The organism is Devosia faecipullorum (genome assembly GCF_015158295.1).
GTDB classification, from domain to species: Bacteria; Pseudomonadota; Alphaproteobacteria; order Rhizobiales; family Devosiaceae; genus Devosia; species Devosia faecipullorum.
In genome coordinates, this window is the sequence record NZ_JACDXV010000002.1 from 48,098 (window position 1) to 65,894 (window position 17,797).

General features: G+C 62.2%; 18 protein-coding genes. 9 read left to right on the forward strand and 9 right to left on the reverse strand.

The window, feature by feature from the left end; all coding sequences use genetic code 11:
- Positions 1 to 13 precede the first annotated feature (13 nt).
- From mnmE to H0482_RS06050, 5 genes are all read left to right on the forward strand, one after another.
- Positions 14 to 1,306 (forward strand): tRNA uridine-5-carboxymethylaminomethyl(34) synthesis GTPase MnmE, encoded by a 1,293-nt coding sequence (gene mnmE / locus H0482_RS06030; RefSeq protein ID WP_193729159.1) that lies wholly within the window; start codon positions 14 to 16, stop codon positions 1,304 to 1,306.
- Between the two features lie 89 nt (positions 1,307 to 1,395).
- A complete protein-coding gene (gene mnmG, locus H0482_RS06035; RefSeq protein ID WP_193729160.1) occupies positions 1,396 to 3,258 on the forward strand; it encodes a tRNA uridine-5-carboxymethylaminomethyl(34) synthesis enzyme MnmG in 1,863 nt (620 codons plus the stop codon).
- A gap of 1 nt (position 3,259) precedes the next feature.
- Positions 3,260 to 3,904 (forward strand): 16S rRNA (guanine(527)-N(7))-methyltransferase RsmG, encoded by a 645-nt coding sequence (gene rsmG, locus H0482_RS06040; RefSeq protein ID WP_193729161.1) that lies wholly within the window; start codon positions 3,260 to 3,262, stop codon positions 3,902 to 3,904.
- An 18-nt stretch (positions 3,905 to 3,922) separates the two neighbouring features.
- Positions 3,923 to 4,723, forward strand: a complete 801-nt coding sequence (locus tag H0482_RS06045; RefSeq protein ID WP_193729162.1) for a ParA family protein — start codon at positions 3,923 to 3,925, stop codon at positions 4,721 to 4,723.
- Between the two features lie 10 nt (positions 4,724 to 4,733).
- Positions 4,734 to 5,612, forward strand: a complete 879-nt coding sequence (locus tag H0482_RS06050; protein WP_193729163.1) for a ParB/RepB/Spo0J family partition protein — start codon at positions 4,734 to 4,736, stop codon at positions 5,610 to 5,612.
- A gap of 183 nt (positions 5,613 to 5,795) precedes the next feature.
- Here the strand turns inward: H0482_RS06050 and holA are convergent, their stop codons facing one another.
- Both holA and leuS read right to left on the reverse strand, forming a co-directional pair.
- Positions 5,796 to 6,818 carry a DNA polymerase III subunit delta gene (gene holA, locus H0482_RS06055; RefSeq protein WP_193729164.1) on the reverse strand — a complete coding sequence of 341 codons (1,023 nt, stop codon included), beginning with the start codon at positions 6,816 to 6,818 and terminating at the stop codon, positions 5,796 to 5,798.
- A 3-nt stretch (positions 6,819 to 6,821) separates the two neighbouring features.
- Positions 6,822 to 9,431 (reverse strand): leucine--tRNA ligase, encoded by a 2,610-nt coding sequence (leuS, locus tag H0482_RS06060; RefSeq protein WP_193729165.1) that lies wholly within the window; start codon positions 9,429 to 9,431, stop codon positions 6,822 to 6,824.
- A 132-nt stretch (positions 9,432 to 9,563) separates the two neighbouring features.
- Here leuS and H0482_RS06065 point away from each other — a divergent pair, with 132 nt between their 5' ends.
- The 3 genes from H0482_RS06065 (at position 9,564) to H0482_RS06075 (ending at position 11,706) form a co-directional block, all read left to right on the forward strand.
- Positions 9,564 to 10,250, forward strand: a complete 687-nt coding sequence (locus H0482_RS06065; RefSeq protein ID WP_193729166.1) for a YggS family pyridoxal phosphate-dependent enzyme — start codon at positions 9,564 to 9,566, stop codon at positions 10,248 to 10,250.
- 155 nt (positions 10,251 to 10,405) lie between these two features.
- Positions 10,406 to 11,089, forward strand: a complete 684-nt coding sequence (locus H0482_RS06070; protein ID WP_193729167.1) for a response regulator transcription factor — start codon at positions 10,406 to 10,408, stop codon at positions 11,087 to 11,089.
- Between the two features lie 158 nt (positions 11,090 to 11,247).
- Entirely contained in the window at positions 11,248 to 11,706 is a 459-nt protein-coding gene (locus tag H0482_RS06075; protein WP_193729168.1) for a Crp/Fnr family transcriptional regulator, read from the forward strand.
- Positions 11,707 to 11,724: 18 nt separating this feature from the next.
- On the opposite strand, the gene H0482_RS06080 is transcribed toward H0482_RS06075, so the two are convergent.
- The 5 genes from H0482_RS06080 to H0482_RS06100 all read right to left on the reverse strand — a co-directional run bounded on the left by H0482_RS06080 (position 11,725) and on the right by H0482_RS06100 (position 15,382).
- Complete coding sequence (locus tag H0482_RS06080; protein WP_193729169.1) at positions 11,725 to 12,537, reverse strand: exodeoxyribonuclease III; 813 nt, start codon at positions 12,535 to 12,537, stop codon at positions 11,725 to 11,727.
- Between the two features lie 224 nt (positions 12,538 to 12,761).
- Positions 12,762 to 13,310, reverse strand: coding sequence for a 50S ribosomal protein L19 (gene rplS, locus H0482_RS06085; RefSeq protein ID WP_210319099.1), 549 nt, complete (start codon positions 13,308 to 13,310; stop codon positions 12,762 to 12,764).
- 187 nt (positions 13,311 to 13,497) lie between these two features.
- Positions 13,498 to 14,184, reverse strand: coding sequence for a tRNA (guanosine(37)-N1)-methyltransferase TrmD (gene trmD, locus H0482_RS06090; protein ID WP_193729170.1), 687 nt, complete (start codon positions 14,182 to 14,184; stop codon positions 13,498 to 13,500).
- The gene (gene rimM / locus H0482_RS06095; protein ID WP_193729171.1) at positions 14,181 to 14,720 is read right to left on the reverse strand and encodes a ribosome maturation factor RimM; all 540 of its coding nucleotides are present in this window, start codon (positions 14,718 to 14,720) and stop codon (positions 14,181 to 14,183) included. The genes trmD and rimM overlap by 4 nt, the downstream gene beginning before the upstream one ends.
- A 71-nt stretch (positions 14,721 to 14,791) precedes the next feature.
- Positions 14,792 to 15,382 carry a DUF4893 domain-containing protein gene (locus tag H0482_RS06100; protein WP_193729172.1) on the reverse strand — a complete coding sequence of 197 codons (591 nt, stop codon included), beginning with the start codon at positions 15,380 to 15,382 and terminating at the stop codon, positions 14,792 to 14,794.
- A gap of 81 nt (positions 15,383 to 15,463) precedes the next feature.
- On the opposite strand from H0482_RS06100, the gene H0482_RS06105 reads away from it, so the two are divergent.
- Positions 15,464 to 15,763, forward strand: coding sequence for a hypothetical protein (locus tag H0482_RS06105; protein ID WP_193729173.1), 300 nt, complete (start codon positions 15,464 to 15,466; stop codon positions 15,761 to 15,763).
- A 54-nt stretch (positions 15,764 to 15,817) separates the two neighbouring features.
- On the opposite strand, the gene H0482_RS06110 is transcribed toward H0482_RS06105, so the two are convergent.
- Positions 15,818 to 16,255 (reverse strand): metallopeptidase family protein, encoded by a 438-nt coding sequence (locus tag H0482_RS06110; RefSeq protein WP_193729174.1) that lies wholly within the window; start codon positions 16,253 to 16,255, stop codon positions 15,818 to 15,820.
- A 71-nt stretch (positions 16,256 to 16,326) separates the two neighbouring features.
- Positions 16,327 to 17,733 (reverse strand): 3-isopropylmalate dehydratase large subunit, encoded by a 1,407-nt coding sequence (leuC, locus tag H0482_RS06115; protein WP_193729175.1) that lies wholly within the window; start codon positions 17,731 to 17,733, stop codon positions 16,327 to 16,329.
- Positions 17,734 to 17,797: the final 64 nt, after the last annotated feature.

Here is a 17,797-nt window from a genome sequence, read left to right on the forward strand (position 1 = left end):
CCGGGAGCGTTTCATGCAGGCGGGCGACACGATCATGGCGCTCTCCTCGGGCGCTTTGCCGGCCGGGGTCGCCGTCATCCGGCTATCCGGGCCAGGTGTGCGGGACAGCTTGGATCTGCTCGCCGGTGGCGTGCCACCGGCACGGCAGATGGTGTTGCGGCCCATCGGCTCCGATCGCGTGCTTGATCGGGGCCTGGTGGTCTTCTTCCCCGGGCCGCACAGCTTTACCGGCGAAGATTGCGCCGAATTGCAGGTGCATGGCTCACTGGCCGGGGTCAAGGCGATCCTCGCCAGTCTCGGCGCTGCCGGCTTGCGCCTGGCTGAAGCCGGCGAATTTACTCGCCGCGCCTTCGAAAACGGCAAGCTGGATCTGCTCGCCATCGAAGGCCTGGGCGATCTCTTGGCGGCGGATACCGAGAAACAGCGCCAACAGGCGCTGGCTCGCTATGACGGGAACTTGTCCGCAGAAATTGATTCCTGGCGCGAAACCCTGCTTGATCTGCGGGCGGAAATCGAAGCCAGGCTGGATTTTTCCGATGAGGGGGATGTCAGCGCCGCTTTACCTGCGCACTGGCATGACCAATTGAGCGAACTTGAAATCGCCCTGGCGGGGGCGCTGGCCTCGGTTGAGAGTGGGCGTATCGTCCGCGAGGGTATCCGGGTGGCCTTGGCCGGTGCGCCCAATGCCGGCAAGTCCAGTCTCCTCAACGCCTTGGCCAAGTCCGATATCGCGATCGTTTCCGACGAGGCGGGAACCACCCGCGATGTGCGCGAAATGCCGCTCGATATCGGGGGACAACTTTTTACCCTGATCGACCTGGCCGGCTTGCGCCACGCCGACAGCCGCGCCGAGGCCGAAGGCGTACGGCGCGCGCACCAACAGATCGGCAACGCCGATATTGTCCTCTGGCTACAGGCGCCCGATATTACCAATGGTGCACGACCGGAATCAGCGGCGCGGCTCTTGAGTATCGGCACCAAGGCCGATCTGGGGATGATTGATGGCGTCGATCTGAGCCTTTCGACTGAAACCGGCGCCGGGCTGGATGCTTTGGTGGACCGTCTGGCAGCGATGGGCGACGCCATGGGCGGGGGTGAGCCGGCTTTGGTCAGCCATGAACGCGACCGACAAAATCTCCAACAGTCGCTTGCAGCGTTACAGGAAACGCGCTCCGCCCTGGGTGATTGGGAATTGGCCGCGGAATCGTTGCGCCACGCGTCGGCGTCACTGGAACGGCTGATCGGACGGCTCGATCCAGAACAGGTCTTGGATCGGTTGTTTTCCAGTTTCTGCATCGGCAAATGATTCACGTGAAACACAGCCATGCGAGCGACGCGTCGCAGAATTGATTCACGTGAAACATTGGCCTATGTCAGACGCCTTGGAGACATACCATGACTGACTACGCGATTATCGTCGTGGGTGGCGGCCATGCCGGCACCGAGGCCGCCGCCGCCGCCGCCCGCATGGGCGTGCCCACGGCACTCATCACCCACCGCTTCGCCACGATTGGCGAGATGAGCTGCAACCCGGCCATTGGTGGTCTCGGCAAGGGTCATCTCGTGCGCGAGATCGACGCACTGGACGGGTTGATGGGCCGTGTCGCCGATCAGGCCGGTATCCAGTTCCGGGTGCTCAATCGCCGCAAGGGTCCGGCGGTGCGAGGCCCACGCGCCCAAGCCGACCGCAAGCTCTACCGGCAGGCCATGCAGGCCGCGATTGCCAATCAGGCCAATCTCGACATTATCGAAGGTGAGGTCGACGATCTTGAGGTCAGCAATGGCGTCGTCAGCGGTGTGGTGCTGCTCGATGGCCGCCGCTTCTCCACGCGCGCCGTGGTGCTGACCACCGGCACTTTTCTCCGCGGCTTGATCCATAGCGGCGAGAACAGCCATCCGGCCGGGCGGATCGGCGAGAAGCCAGTTCTGGGCCTGTCCAAGAGGCTCGAAGCCCTCGGTCTGTCGCTGGGCCGGCTCAAGACCGGTACGCCGGCGCGGCTCGACCGGAATTCTATCGACTATTCCATTCTGGACGAGCAGCCGGGTGACGCTGTCCCCGAGCCGTTCTCGATGTTGACCGATGCGATCACGACGCCGCAGGTCTCCTGTCACGTCACCCGTACCACAGTGGACACGCACGCCATCATCGCCGCCAATGTGCATCGCTCGCCCATGTATTCGGGACGCATTCAGAGCCGTGGGCCGCGCTATTGTCCGTCGATCGAAGACAAGATCGTGCGCTTTGCCGATCGCGACAGTCATCAGATCTTTCTTGAACCCGAAGGGCTGGAGGATCGGACTGTCTATCCCAATGGTGTGTCCTCTTCGCTGCCGCCGGAAGTGCAGGATCAGTTTTTGCGCACCATGCCGGGGCTCGAAAATGTACGTATCCTGCAATACGGCTATGCCATCGAATATGATCATGTCGATCCGCGCGAATTGCGGTTGACGCTGGAGCTGAAAAGGCAGCCGGGTCTTTATCTCGCAGGGCAGATCAACGGTACGACCGGCTATGAGGAAGCCGGGGCGCAAGGGCTATTGGCTGGCACCAATGCCGCCCTCGCCGTCAAGGGCAGGGTGCCCTTGATATTGTCGCGAACCGAGAGCTATCTCGGGGTGATGATCGACGATCTGGTGACACGTGGGGTGAGCGAGCCTTATCGCATGTTCACCTCCCGCGCCGAGTTCCGTCTGCATCTGCGCGCCGACAATGCGGATCAGCGCCTGACGCCATCCGGCATCGCCGTGGGTCTCGTGGGCGAGGAACGGGCGGCACTCTTCCGGCGAAAGTCAGAGGCGTTGGAAAGCGGTCGCAATCTGCTGCAAAAGCTCAATGCGTCGCCCAGCGAAGCCCGCAAGGCCGGCCTGGCGGTCAATGAGGATGGCAAGCGTCGCTCTGCCTTTGATCTTCTGTCTTATCCCGATCTTGCCGCCAAGGACTTGATGGCATTGTGGCCGGAGCTGGCGCTGGTCGATGCCAATGTTCTGGACCAGCTGGCGATTGACGCGCAATATGCCGTCTATCTGGATCGGCAGAAGGCCGATATTGCCAGCATGCGCCGGGATGAGCAAAGAGCCATACCCGATGATCTCGACTACACCAACATTCCGGGGCTATCGATGGAACTGCGCCATAAACTCAACCAGGTGCGGCCGCAGACCATCGCCCAGGCCCAGGCGCTCGATGGCATGACGCCGGCCGCGCTTACCCTGTTGCTGGCGATCCTGCGCCGCGGCGATTTGCGCAAGGCCGTTTGACGTGACGCTCGCCGCCATCGAAGCCTATACCGCACACTTTGCCCGCTCCGCGATGGACGTTGTGGCCGACCTGGAATCCTATTCCAATTTGCTGCATCGCTGGCAAAAGGTGCAGAATCTGGTTTCACGTGAAACATTGGCGCAAATCTGGACGCGGCATTTCGCCGATAGTCTGCAAATTCTGCAGCTGACAACGACGGACGATCATCTGTTCCTGGACTTCGGCAGCGGGGGTGGTTTTCCGGCACTGCCGCTGGCAATTGCCAGCAAGGGCAGCGACAGACACTTCATCCTCGTTGAACCCAATGCGCGCAAGGTCAGTTTTCTCCGGACGGTGGCACGCGAACTGGGGCTCAATGTGACGGTCATCGGTCGCCGCAGCGATGAGATTGATTCACGTGAAACAGGCATTCCCGATGTGATCACCTCGCGGGCGTTGGCTCCTTTGCCGCTGCTTTGCGGCTGGATGGCGCCGTTCTGGGGGCCGGAAACTAGGGCCGTGCTGCATAAAGGGCGGGAACATGTTGAAGAGCTCACACAAGCGGATGCGCATTGGCATAAGGATGTGTTAATAAAGCCAAGTGACACCGATCCGGGCGGCGTGATTCTGACAATCACGAATTTGCATCGGAACTCAGTGAGTTAGCGGCTTACGGAGGCCAATTTGGCACCCCGGATTTTGACTTTGGCAAACCAGAAGGGCGGCGTCGGCAAGACTACGACGGCCATCAACCTGGCAACGGCCCTGGCGGCGATCGGCGAGCGGGTTCTCATTGTCGATCTTGACCCGCAGGGTAATGCGTCCACCGGGCTCGGCATTTCGCGCACGGATCGCGCTGTTTCCGCCTATGACGTGCTGGTAGGCGAAGCCAGCGTGCCGCAAGCGGCGATCATGACCAGCGTGCCCAATGTGGCCATCGTGCCTTCGACCATGGACCTGCTGGGCGTGGAACTGACCATTGCGGCCCAGGCGGACCGCGCTTTCAAATTGCGCAATGCCTTCAAGGATCTGAGCGCGCTGCGCATCAATGAGCAGCCGGTCAGCTATATCCTGATCGATTGTCCGCCCTCGCTCAACCTGCTGACGGTCAATTCTTTGGTGGCGGCCGATGCGGTGCTGGTGCCTCTGCAATGCGAGTTTTTCGCGCTGGAAGGGCTCAGCCAATTGCTGCAGACCATCGAGCAGATCCGCTCGACGCTCAATCCGCGCCTCTCCATCCAAGGCGTGGTGATGACCATGTTCGACAAGCGCAACAATCTGTCCGAACAGGTTCTGGCCGACGTGCGCAGCGAAATGGGCGAATTGGTTTATGATACGGTCATTCCGCGCAATGTGCGGCTGAGCGAGGCGCCATCCTATGGCAAGCCGGCTTTGCTTTATGATCTCAAATGTGCCGGCAGCCAGGCCTATCTGCGCCTTGCTACCGAAGTGATCCGCCGCGAGCGGCGGCTGAATGCAGCCTAGGAGCCCGATAATGACCGACAAACCGACGCGATTGGGGCGGGGCCTTGCGGCATTGATCGGCGATATGGCGGTCATGGAAGGCGCCAGGGTCACCGAATCAGCCTCCAGCGGCAAACGCCTGCCGGTGGATTTTATCATCGCCAATCGCGCCAATCCACGCCGCACCTTCGATGCTGAACAGCTCGAAGAGTTGACCAATTCGATCCGGGAAAAGGGCGTCATGTCGCCGCTCCTGGTCCGCCCCACCGACGATCCCAATATTTTCGAGCTGATCGCCGGCGAACGCCGTTGGCGCGCGGCGCAGAAGGCAGGTCTGCATGACGTGCCGGTCATAGTCCGCGAGGTCGATGACAAGGAAGCGCTGGAACTGGCCATTATCGAGAATGTGCAGCGCGCCGATCTCAATCCGCTCGAAGAGGCCATGGGCTATGGCCAATTGATCGAGCAATTCGACTATACCCAGCAAGATCTGGCGCAGGTCATCGGCAAATCGCGCTCGCATGTGGCCAATACGCTGCGCCTCCTGCGCCTGCCTGAAGATGTGCGCGGCATGGTGGCCAGCGGCACCCTGACGGCGGGTCATGCAAGGACGCTGATCACCGTGGAAGACCCGGCGGCTTTGGCGCGCCAGATCGTCGATAAGGGTCTTTCGGTGCGCGAAGCCGAGGCTCTGAGCCAGCAGCGCGATCTGCCCAGGCGCAAGCCGGCAGTGGACGAGAATGGCCCCAAGGACGCCGACAGCGTGGCTCTGGAGCGACGCCTCGCCGATGCGCTGGGCTTGAGCGTGGCGCTCAGCCATTCGGAACGCGGTGGCAAGCTGGAAATCCGCTACAAGACGCTCGAACAATTGGATGAGCTTTGCCTGCGGTTGATGGGTGGAAGCAACTGAGGGCGTGCGCCGGTATCGATGAGGCTTCGTCATTTCCGGGCTCGTCCGGGCATCCATCTTGGAAGACATGGACTGCCCGGACGAGCCCGTTGGTGACAAAAGAGCAGGCAGGTTAAACGCCCTAACCATTTGAATAAAAAGCTGTTCCACGTGAAACCGCGCTTTTGGCGCGTTTTTTTTTGCTTAAAGCGTCGCTGCGAGCATGCACAGCGCCAGCGTGGTGCGGCGGAGGACGGTTTCGGCGAGCACGGGGCGGCGTCTCGTGTCCGATGTCGCCTGCAGGAGCCGCTCCCCGGCATTGGCCAGGGCATTGTCGGTCCAGGTGCGCAATTGCTGCTCCAGCGCGCCGCTACGGGAAAAATGCGGCTTGGGCTTGAGGTTGTCGAGCACGGCGCGGGGCGTTTTTCCGCCATCGACCTCGGTGCGCCAGCGGCGCAGATTGGCGAAGTGATTGGTCAGCATGGCCAGCAATTGCTGGGGATTGATATTGGCGGCCAAGGCCCGGTTCAGCGCCAGTTCCAGCTTCTCGGCGTGGCCAGTGCCGGTGGAATCGAGAATGGCGTCGACAGCCAGCGCGCCATTGTCGGCGCAGAGCAGCAGCACGTCGTCGCGGGTCAGGCTCTTGCTGGCGGCGGCATAGAGGCTGAGCTTTTCCAGTTCCCGTCGCGTGACCTCGCGGTCATTACCCAGGATTTCGCGCAGGGTGGGCACCACGTCGGCATCGGTGCGGATGTCGGCCTGATTGAAAGTTTCCCGCATCAGGGCCATCAGCGTCTCGTCGCTGTCGGGATAACAGGGCAGGGCGCGACCGAGTCTCGCCGCTTCCACCAAGGCGCGCAGCGCGTCGCGGGGCGGCAGATTGTCCGCTTCGAGCACAATGGCAGCGCCGCCGGGATCATCGCGTAACTCGGTCAGCGGCATGACCAAGGCCTTGGTGGCATTGCGGATGCGGATGATGCGCTTGCCGCCAAAGAGCGAGCCGGAGCGTGCCTCGAGCAGCAATTGCGACGGGTCAGAGGCCAGCTCCGGCCCGTCGAAGATCGAAATATTGGCACTGGCAGGGTCGTCGCCGCTCAATTGACGGATCAGCTTCTGCGCGGTTTCACGCACCAAGCCGCCATCCGGCCCATAAGCGAGGAACAATCCCTCGCTGAGATCGGGGCGCACGAGGAAGCGCGCCACTTCATGGGCCCTGAGCGCGGTCATCGTCTAGACGACGAGGTTGACGATGCGGTCGGGCACGATCACCACTTTCTTCGGGCTTTTGCCGTCGAGCGCCTTCTGCACCGCGTCCATGGCCAGGACCAATTGTTCGACCTCGGAGGCCGGCGTGCCCTTGGCCACGCTGATCTCGCCGCGGCGCTTGCCGTTGATCTGGATGGGCAGAATGACCTCGTCATCGACCAGGAGCGCCGGATCGACCTGCGGCCAATCGGCATCGGCAGCCAAAGTGGTCTTGCCCATGGCTTCCCAGCAGCTTTCGGCCAGATGTGGCATCATCGGATTGATCAAGAGAATGAGATATTCGATCCCCTCGCGCAGGGCCTCCCGCAAGGCGGCGCCAGCAACGCCATCTTTGGCCTTGGCCAGGGCATTGGTCAGCTCATAGATGCGGGCGACGGCACGGTTGAAGCTCAGTGCTTCAATGTCATGGCCGACGCCGGCGACGACCCGGTGGACGATCTTGCGTAGAGCCAGTGCATCAGCGCCGTTTGACGAAACAGTTTTTGAAGATTGTTCGGCAATTTCCAGAATGTCATGCACCAGCCGCCAGACCCGCTGCTGGAAACGGCTCGCGCCTTCCACGCCGGATTCGGTCCATTGCACGTCGCGTTCCGGCGGCGAATCGGAGAGCATGAACCAGCGGGCGGTATCGGCCCCATAGCCGCCGACGATCTCATCGGGATCAACGACGTTCTTCTTGGATTTGCTCATCTTTTCCACCGAGCCGATGCTGATCGGCGCGCCGGTCTGGGCGTGGCGGGCGCGGCGCTGCTCGCCATCGGTTTCAAACACGATCTCGGTGGGTGGCACCCATTCGCCCTTCTCGGACTTATAGGTCTCGTGGGTCACCATGCCCTGGGTGAAGAGGCCCTTGAACGGTTCGTCCAGGCCCACATGGCCGGTGGCCTTCATGGCGCGGGTGAAATAGCGCGAATAGAGCAGATGCAGGATCGCATGCTCGATGCCGCCGATATATTGATCCACCGGCAGCCAGCGATCGGCAATGGACGGAATGGTCGGGGTCTCGGCATCGGGGGCAGTGAAGCGGGCGAAATACCAGGAACTGTCCACGAACGTGTCCATGGTGTCGGTTTCGCGCCGCGCCGCCGCGCCGCATTGCGGGCAGGAGACGTGCTTCCAGCTCGGATGATGATCGAGTGCATTGCCGGGCTTGTCGAAGCTGACATCCTCGGGCAGCACCACGGGCAGGTCTTTCTTGGGCACGGGAATGGTGCCGCAAACCTCGCAATGAACCACCGGGATCGGGCAGCCCCAATAGCGCTGGCGGGAAATGCCCCAGTCGCGCAACCGGTAATTGACCTCGATCCGGCCCTGAACTTGGCCATCGACCATGCGGGCACCAAAATGCTCGGCGACTTTCTTCTTGGCCGCCTCGATGGAGAGGCCATCGAGGAATTCGGAATTGAAGATGTTACCAGCGTCAACATAGGCCTCGTCGCCAATGGTGAAGCTGGCGGGATCGGCATCAATGGGCAGCACAACCGGCTTGACCGGCAGGTGGTATTTGCGGGCAAAATCGAGGTCGCGCTGGTCATGGGCCGGGCAACCGAAGACGGCGCCGGTGCCGTAATCCATCAGCACGAAATTGGCGACATAGACCGGCAGCGTTTCGCCCTCGATGACCGGATGCTTTACCCGGATCCCGGTGAAGACGCCCTTCTTCTCGGCCTTTTCCAGCGTTTCGGTCGCGGTGCCCTGGCGGTGGAATTCGGCAATGAATTCAGTCAGTTCAGGATTGTCGGCGGCAAGGCTTGCCGAAAGCGGATGATCGGGCGACAGCGCGAGGAAAGAGGCGCCGAAAATGGTGTCGGGGCGGGTGGTGAAGACATCCACCGCGCCGGCATCGGTCTTGTCGCTTGGCACGATCTCGAACAGCAGGCGCATGCCTTCGGATTTGCCGATCCAGTTGCGCTGCATGAGGCGCACCTTTTCCGGCCAGTCCTTGAGCTCGTCGAGAGCGCTGAGAAGGTCTTCGGCGAAATCGGAAATCCTGAAGAACCATTGAGTCAGTTCGCGCTGTTCGACCGGCGCGCCGGAACGCCAGCCTTTGCCGTCGATGACCTGCTCATTGGCCAGCACGGTCATGTCCACCGGGTCCCAATTGACCTTGGAGGACTTGCGGGTGACGAGGCCCGCTTTGAGCATGTCGATGAACATGGCCTGCTGGTGGCGGTAATAATCGGGCGAGCAGGTGGCGATCTCGCGAGTCCAGTCGATGGAGAGGCCCATCGATTGCAGCTGCTTTTTCATCGCTGCAATATTGGAATAGGTCCAGGCACCCGGATGGGTCTTGCGCTCGATGGCAGCGTTTTCCGCCGGCAGCCCGAAGGCGTCCCAGCCCATTGGGTGGAGCACGTTCTTGCCCCTGGCGCGGTGATAGCGCGCCACCACATCGCCCATGGAATAGTTCCGCACATGGCCCATATGGATGCGGCCGGAAGGGTAGGGAAACATTTCAAGGACGTAATAGGGCTCGCGCGGATCGTCATTGGAGGTGACGAAGCTCTGACGCTCGTCCCAGATCTTCTGCCATTTCGGTTCGCTTTCGCGCGGATTGTAGCGTTCGCCGCTCACTTTGGTCGTCCTTGCAAGATGTCACGCGTGGGGCTGGCGCAAAGGGCGGCGCAGCTTGCGTTTTCGAGGGATTTTGGCTACCGGACCATCATCAGAAATAGCCCATCAGGTCAACAGAAACGGGGCCACGATATGGCTGGCAGTGCCGCCAATGCGCAAACTGCGCTCGACTACATCCATTCGCGCATGGAAAAGGCCAGGCGTCGCTTCGGGGCTCCGCCCGAGGCGGTGGAGCTGGTGGCCGTCTCCAAAACCTTTGATGCCGACGCCATCATGCCGTTCCTGGCGGCCGGGCAGCGGTGCTTCGGGGAGAACCGGGTACAGGAGACCAAGGACAAATGGCCGGCCCTGCGCGCGCTTTATCCCGATGTGGAACTGCATCTGATCGGCCCCCTGCAGACCAATAAGGCGCGCGAGGCCGTGGCCCTGTTCGACGTCATCGAAAGTCTTGACCGCGACAGGCTGGCCGGGATTCTCGCCGAGGAAATGCGGCGGGCGGACAAGCGCCTCCCCTGTTTCATCCAGGTCAATATCGGCGGCGAGGCGCAAAAGGCGGGCATTGCCATTTCCGAGGCGGTGGACTTCGTCAATCGCTGCCGCGATATGCATGGCCTCGATATTGCGGGGCTGATGTGCATTCCCCCCGACGGTCAGCCGGCCGGCCCCTATTTCGCCCAGCTGGCGCAATTGGCCGATGCCGCCGGACTTTCCGGCCTCTCCATGGGCATGAGCGGAGATTTCGAAACCGCCATCGCCATGGGCGCCACCCATATCAGGGTCGGCTCGGCTCTCTTCGGTCACCGCCCGTCCGCCGGCTGAGCGAGACGGGGCGGATTTGCCGATTCGGGCTGCAACTTTTCCGCCCGCCACCGCGTTGCCAATAGCTGAATAACGCCGATGTGATTGGCTGGCCAAAAAGGGGTCGCAATAATGTGACCTTGGTCGGTTTCGGACGAAAAAGACCGGAGAAAACAATGAACAAGCGACGCATCCTTGTCGTGGACGACGACGCGGACCTGCGCCAAACCCTGGTTGAGCAGCTCCGGGGGGAGCCTGACTTTGAAATTCTCCAGGCCGGCACCGCCAATGATGCGCTGAGCGCCCTGCGCGAGAGCAATATCGAATTGACCATTCTCGATGTCGGCCTGCCCGACATGGATGGCCGCGAAGCGGTCAAGCTGATGCGCGAGGAGGGCTATAAGAGCCCGGTGCTGATGCTGACCGGTCACGATACCGATGCCGACGAGATCAAGGGCCTCGAAGCGGGGGCCAATGATTACCTCACCAAGCCGTTCCGATATCCGGTATTGCTCGCCCGCATCAATGCGGCCTTGCGCCAGCACGACCAGAGCGAAGACGCGGTGTTCACCATCGGCCAATACAGCTTCCAGCCGGCCGCCAAGCTGCTGGAGACCAGCGACGGCATCAAGGTGCGGCTCACCGACAAGGAAACCTCGATCCTCAAATATCTCTACCGGCAGGGGCCCAAGACAATTACCCGGGACATTCTGCTCAAGGAGGTCTGGGGCTATAATAATCGGGTCACCACCCATACGCTCGAAACCCATATCTACCGGCTGCGCCAGAAGATCGAGCGCGATCCCTCCAATGCGCGCCTGCTCGTCACCGAAGACGGCGGCTACCGGCTTGTCCCCTGATATTGGGGCGGAGATGTTCATTTCCGGCCCGAACTGACTTATAGATTTGCCAAAGCCGCCGGCATGAAGCGGGCGGCGATGGACTGGTGGCGTGGTCGACCTGCAGGAATTCGGCAGGTTTCCTTCGATCACGCCCCAGCGCATTGGGTCGGGCTCTGATGAGAATGGACGATGCGGCCGGGGTTCTGGCCCGGGCCGATTTCTTCGACATCTGTGATGACGAGCAATTGCGCATGCTCGCCTTTGCCGGCGATCGTCGGCATTTTCCCGCAGATGCGATCATCTACCAGGCCGGAGCGGCGCCGCAGGGCGCCTATGTGCTGATCGAGGGGACGGTCAAGGCCCGGCACGAGGGGGCGGAAGCGGGCAAGCCCTATGCCCTGTCCGAGCCCGGCAGCGTCATTTCACCCACGGCGCTGATCATCGACAAGCCGCGCCCGGTGACGTTCACTGCCGTCACCGATTGCGACATGCTGTTCGTGCCGCGCAACGCCTTTCTCAAGCTGGTCCGGCAGTATCCCGATCTCGCCGCCCGCGCCGCGCAGCGCATCGAGGACGATCTGGGGCGCTACATGCATGCGCTGGAGCCGCTGAAGCGCAAGATGAAGGGCGCGTAGCGCGCCCATTGGCGTGGATCAGGGCCGCTCGAATCGGGCGATGACCGGGACGTGGTCGGACGGCTTGTCAGTCCAGCCGCGAGCCGGCCGGATGATCTCGGCGCCGATGGAGCGTTCGGCGATGTCGGCGGTGGACCAGATATGGTCGAGGCGGCGCCCCTTGTCTGAATTGTTCCAATCCGGGCTGCGATAGCTCCACCAGGAATAGAGCTTCTGGTCGAGCGGCACATGCTTGCGCACCAGATCCACCCAGCCATGGCCGCCCGAGAGCAGGGCATTGAGCGCTTCGGTCTCGACGGGCGTGTGGCTCACCACTTTCAATAGCTGCTTGTGGCTCCAGACGTCGTTTTCATGCGGGGCGATGTTGAAATCGCCGGCGATGAGGTGGCCGCGCTGGAAAATCGGGTCGCCGAACCAGGTCTTGAGCTCGTCGAGAAAGCCCAGCTTGTGCTTGAATTTGGGATTGATCAGCGGATCGGGTTCGTCACCGCCGGCGGGAATGTAGAAATTGTGCAGGGTGAAGGGCTCGTGCCCCATATCGATCAGCGCCGAGACGTGGCGCGATTCGGGGATTTCGCAGAACACCCGGCTCGAAATGTCGGTTAGCGGAAATTTCGAGACGATGGCGACGCCGTGATAGCCCTTTTGCCCGTGCACGGCCTGATAGGGATAGCCGGCTTCGATGAAGGCCTTGGCGGGGAATTGGTCATTGGTGCATTTGATTTCCTGCAGCATCAGCACATCGGGCTGATATTGAGCGAGAAAATCCAGCACCATGGGCAGGCGCAGCCGGACCGAATTGATGTTCCAGGTGACGATGGCTTGGGTCATGGCGGGTCCGGGGTAAGTGGCGGGGCGGGCAGGGCCTCTTATCGCCAAGCCAGCGGCGGGGGTAAAGCCGGAAATGGCGGGAGAGCCTTTACTGCTGACGCACAATGTCAGGTGGTCCGAGGCAGCGCGCCCCGGCACCGATGCCAAGGTTTCACGTGAATCCCTCGCCCAAGAAAAAAGCCCGGCGGGATAGCCGGGCTTTCATATTCATATGGGCAAAGAGCTTATTCGCTCTTGGCTTCGCCTTCAGCGGCAGCGGCCTGCTCGGCGGCAGCAGCAGCTGCTGCGGCTTCCGCGTCCTTGGCGGCCTGTTCGGCGGCAAAGGCCTCGGCGGCGGCGATGCGCTCAGCTTCGCGGGCATCCTTGGCGGCCTGGGCGGCTTCGCGCTCGGAGGCTTCGATCTTCTTGGTGCGCGAATTGGTCGATTCGAAAATACGGGCCGACTTGCCGCGACGGTCGCGCAGGTAATAGAGCTTGGCGCGCCGCACCTTGCCGCGCTTGATCACTTCCACCGAAGCGACATTCGGGGAATAGATGGGGAATACGCGTTCCACACCTTCGCCGTAGGAAATCTTGCGGACGGTAAAGCTTTCCATGATGCCAGCGCCGGAGCGGGCGATCACGACGCCTTCATAGGCCTGCAGGCGTTCCTTGTCGCCTTCGCGGATCTTGACCCAGACCTTGACGGTGTCGCCATGGGTAAATTCGGGAAGTTCGCGCTTGGCGGCGAGTTCGGCGGCGTGCTCGGCATTGAGCTGTTCGATGATATTCATGTTCGATCCGTTCGATCTTTTCATAGGAGCGATTGCTGGGGCTTTCGGCCCCGTCGCCCGGTCTTGGTTGGTAACGGAAGGGCAGTCTTCTTGGTCTTGTTCCGCGGCGGTCCGAAACGCCGGCCACGGGAATGGGCGGCTCATAGGCGAAAAGGAGGCGAGAGTCCAGCCTTTTGCCCTTTTGGTCTCAGCTTTCCTTCAACAGGTCCGGCCGGCGCGCCTGGGTGAGCGCCAGGGATTGTTCGTGCCGCCATCGGGCAATTTTTCCGTGGTCGCCCGAGGTCAGGATGGGGGGAATATCGCGCCCTTCGAATGTTTGCGGGCGGGTATATTGCGGATATTCGAGAAGGCCGTTTTCAAAGCTTTCCTCGTCGCGGCTCTCCTGAGCGCCCAATACGCCCGGAATCAGCCGCACGACCGCTTCCAGCAGCACCATGGACGCCACTTCGCCTCCGGCAAGGACATAGTCGCCGATGGAGATTTCCTCGAGCTGGCGGGCCTCGATGACGCGCTGGTCGACGCCTTCGAAGCGGCCGCAGACGATGATGGCGCCGGGGCCCAGCGCCAGTTCATGGGCGCGCTTCTGCGTCAAGGGCCGGCCGCGCGGCGACATGAGGAGGCGCGGGCGCGGATCGCCTGCCGGTGCGACGGCGTCGATGGCCTTGGCCAGGATGTCGGGCTTCAGTACCATGCCCGCGCCGCCGCCCGAGGGCGTGTCATCGACGGTGCGGTGCCGGTCGGTGGCGAAATCGCGCAATTGGGTGGCATTGAGGCGCCAGAGCCCGTCCTGGAGCCCGCGCCCCAGCACGGAGGCGCCCAGCGGTCCGGGAAAGAGATCGGGGAACAGGGTGATGATATGGGCGGAAAAACTCAAGCCGGTTCTTCCTCGCCCGGATCGGCATCGAGCGGCGGCGCGATGGTCAGATAGCCTTCAGCGATGCGGATATCGGGCACGACGGCCCGGGTGAAGGGATAAAGGAAAGTGTCGCCCGAGCGCGGATCGCGGATCTCGATGAGATCGCCGGCGCCGTAATTGTGCAGCGCGATCACCGCGCCGATGCTGGCGCCGGTTTCGGCGATCCGCGCATCGAGGCCGATGAGATCGGCGTGATAAAAATCGTCCTCGTCCCCGATTTCGGGCAGGCGGTCTCGCGGGATGAACAGGGAAACGCCGTTGAGCGCCTCGGCCTGGTTGCGGTCGCGCACGCCCTTGAGGCGGGCGATGAGCACCGTCTTGTTGAGCCGGGCGGCCTCGATGGTGACGGTGAGCCCCGGCCGGTCGGTGTTCAACGGCCCATAGGCGGCGATGGTCTCGGGATCCTCGGTATGGGAGGCGATGCGCACTTCGCCCTTGATGCCATGGGCGGCGCCGATCGTGCCGAGAAGGATGAGGTTGGTTTGTGCTGGCATGTTTGCGCTCATTTATGCTCGCCCGCTCTTATCAGGGCCGGGCCGGGCGTCAAAGCCTCCCGTCAAATGCCTCACCTGGCGACCAGTTCGATGACGTCATGCACCGATTCGCGGCGCGGCGCCGGCATTTCGAGCCGGTAATGGCCCGGAGCGCCGGCAATGGCGCTGAGACAACCCACCTGATCGCGGTCGGCATCGGCACCATAGGGCAGAGGCTGCTCGTCGCCATAATGGAGCGCGCCGGCATAGAACAGGCTGTCGCCCGAGGGTGTAAGGCTGCCGGTAAAGCGCTGCGAGCCGGTCCGCTTCTCGATAAAGGTGCCGCCGCCGCTGATCGTACAGTCGAAATAGCCATAGACGACCAGCGGCAACAACCCGCCCAGCTTGACGGTGCGGCAGCGATAGGCGCCGTCGGGGATGGCATCCAGCGGCGAATCGCCGGCGAAGATGCCGGCAAGCACGGCGCGCTCCTCGGCATTTTCGCCCTGCATGGCTTCGGCCAGGCCGCGGTCGCGCGAGGTGTCGAACTTGGTCATGCGCTTGGCGTCGAAGTCGGTGACCACGACGCCTGGCGGGATGTCGCAGGCCAGCGGCGCAGCCAGAGGCAGGAGGGCGAGCCCGGCGCAGAACAAGGCCGGCAGGTGGAATCGGGTTTTTCTCATTTGAATGGCCCCCTCGCTCCAGATCATGGAACCTTGCACGCCGGCAAGGCTTTCTCAAGCGAGCTATCGACGGAGCCAGAAATGTCCCAAATCCTCACCGACCGCGACGCCATCCGCCAATGGGTCATCGCCCGTGGCGGCCATCCCGTGCTGATGGATGTTCCTGACGGCAGCAAGACCCGCACAGTGCTGCAATTGGCTTTCGGCCAGGACATCATCAATTCCGACGCCAATGACGGTCCCGACCGGGTTGGCGGCTTCCAGCTGGTCAGTTGGGAAGAATGGTTTTCGGCGCTGGAATACGGCGATCTGGCGCTGATGGTGTCCGACGATCCGTCCGGCGGCAATGAGGCCGAATATAGCTTCGTTGAGCGGGACTAAAGCGTTTCCAGCAAAAGTAGAAACTTTTTTGCGGTCCGGCAGAATTAAGCCGGCTTAGGATTTTTCTTCCGCATCGGCCTCGGCTTCTAGCGCTTCCATGTCGTCGTCGGAAAAGCCGAAATGATGGCCCAGTTCATGGATCAGCACATGGGTGACGACCTCGCCCAAAGTATTGTCGTCATGTTCGGCCCAGTAGTCGAGAATGGCGCGGCGATAGAGGAAGACGGTATTGGGGAACTGGCCGGTCTGCGGGCTGGCGCCGTCCTCGGTCAGGCCGATGCCGGTGAACAATCCCATCAGCTCGAACGGGCTCTCCATGCCAAAACCTTCGAGAATCTCGTCCTCGGCATAGTCGGCCACCGAACAGGTGACATCGGCGGCCAGAGACGCGAAAGGCTCCGGCAGGGCAGCCAGCGCTGCGCTGGCCAGAGCCTCGAAATCATCAAGGGTCGGGGCGTATCGGTTTTGCCAATCGGTATGCAATGTGCTCATCCCCAATGTCTCGGTGCCATCCTCATCACCGGGACCAGCCCGGTGATGAGAACAATGCTGGGGTCAGCGGCTTAATTCCACTCGCGGATATCGACGAAATGGCCGGCAATGGCGGCGGCGGCGGCCATGGCGGGCGACACCAGATGGGTGCGGCCCTTGAAGCCCTGGCGGCCCTCGAAATTGCGGTTCGAGGTCGAGGCGCAGCGCTCGCCGGGGGCGAGCTTGTCGGGGTTCATGGCCAGGCACATGGAGCAGCCCGGCTCGCGCCATTCGAAGCCGGCATCCTTGAAGATGATGTCGAGACCTTCTTCTTCGGCCTGGGCTTTGACCAGCCCCGAGCCCGGCACGATCATGGCCGAGACATGGCTGGCGACCTTGCGGCCCTTGATCACGGCGGCGGCGGCCCGCAGGTCTTCGATGCGGCCATTGGTGCAGGAGCCGACAAAGACGCGGTCGAGCTTGATGTCGGTGATCGGGGTGCCGGGCTTGAGGCCCATATAATCGAGCGCCCGCCACTTGGAGGCGCGCTTGGTCTCGTCGGCGATATCATCGGGATTGGGCACCACGCCCTGCACCGAGATGACGTCTTCGGGCGAGGATCCCCAGGAAACGATGGGCGGGAGCTTGGCGGCGTCGAGAACCACGACCTTGTCGTAATGGGCGCCCTCGTCCGTATAAAGGGTCTTCCAGTAATCGACGGCCATGTCGAAGGCTTCACCCTTGGGCGCACGGGGGCGGTCCTTGACATAGGCGAAGGTGGTTTCGTCGGGCGCGATCAGGCCGGCGCGGGCGCCACCCTCGATGGTCATGTTGCAGACCGTCATCCGGCCTTCCATGGACAGGGAGCGGATGGCTTCGCCAGCAAACTCAATGACATGGCCATTGCCGCCGGCAGTGCCGATCTCGCCGATAATGGCGAGGATGATGTCCTTGGCGGTGACGCCGGGGGGCAATTGCCCATCGACGCGCACCAGCATGTTCTTGGCCTTTTGCTGGATCAGCGTCTGGGTGGCCAGAACGTGTTCGACTTCCGAGGTGCCGATGCCATGGGCCAGGGCGCCGAAGGCACCATGGGTCGAGGTATGGCTGTCGCCGCACACAATGGTCATGCCGGGCAGGGTGAAGCCCTGTTCGGGGCCCACGATATGCACGACGCCCTGGCGCTTGTCGAAGGGGTCGTAATATTCGATGCCGAAATGCTTGGTGTTCTCGGCCAGGGCCGCGATCTGGATGGCGCTTTCGGGATCGGGATTGGGCAGCGAGCGGTCGGTGGTGGGCACGTTGTGATCGACCACGGCCAGGGTGCGCTCGGGATGGCGCACCTTGCGATTGTTCATCCTGAGGCCCTCGAAGGCCTGGGGGCTGGTCACTTCGTGCACCAGATGCCGGTCGATATAGAGCAGGCTCGTGCCGTCCTCGTTGTTCTGGACCAGATGATCGTCCCAGATCTTGTCGTAGAGCGTGCGGGCCTTGGTCATTTCCATGCTTCCAAAGGGAAAAAAGTTTGGACTGGTTCTAATGCCAAGCCGGGCCGGGGGTCAA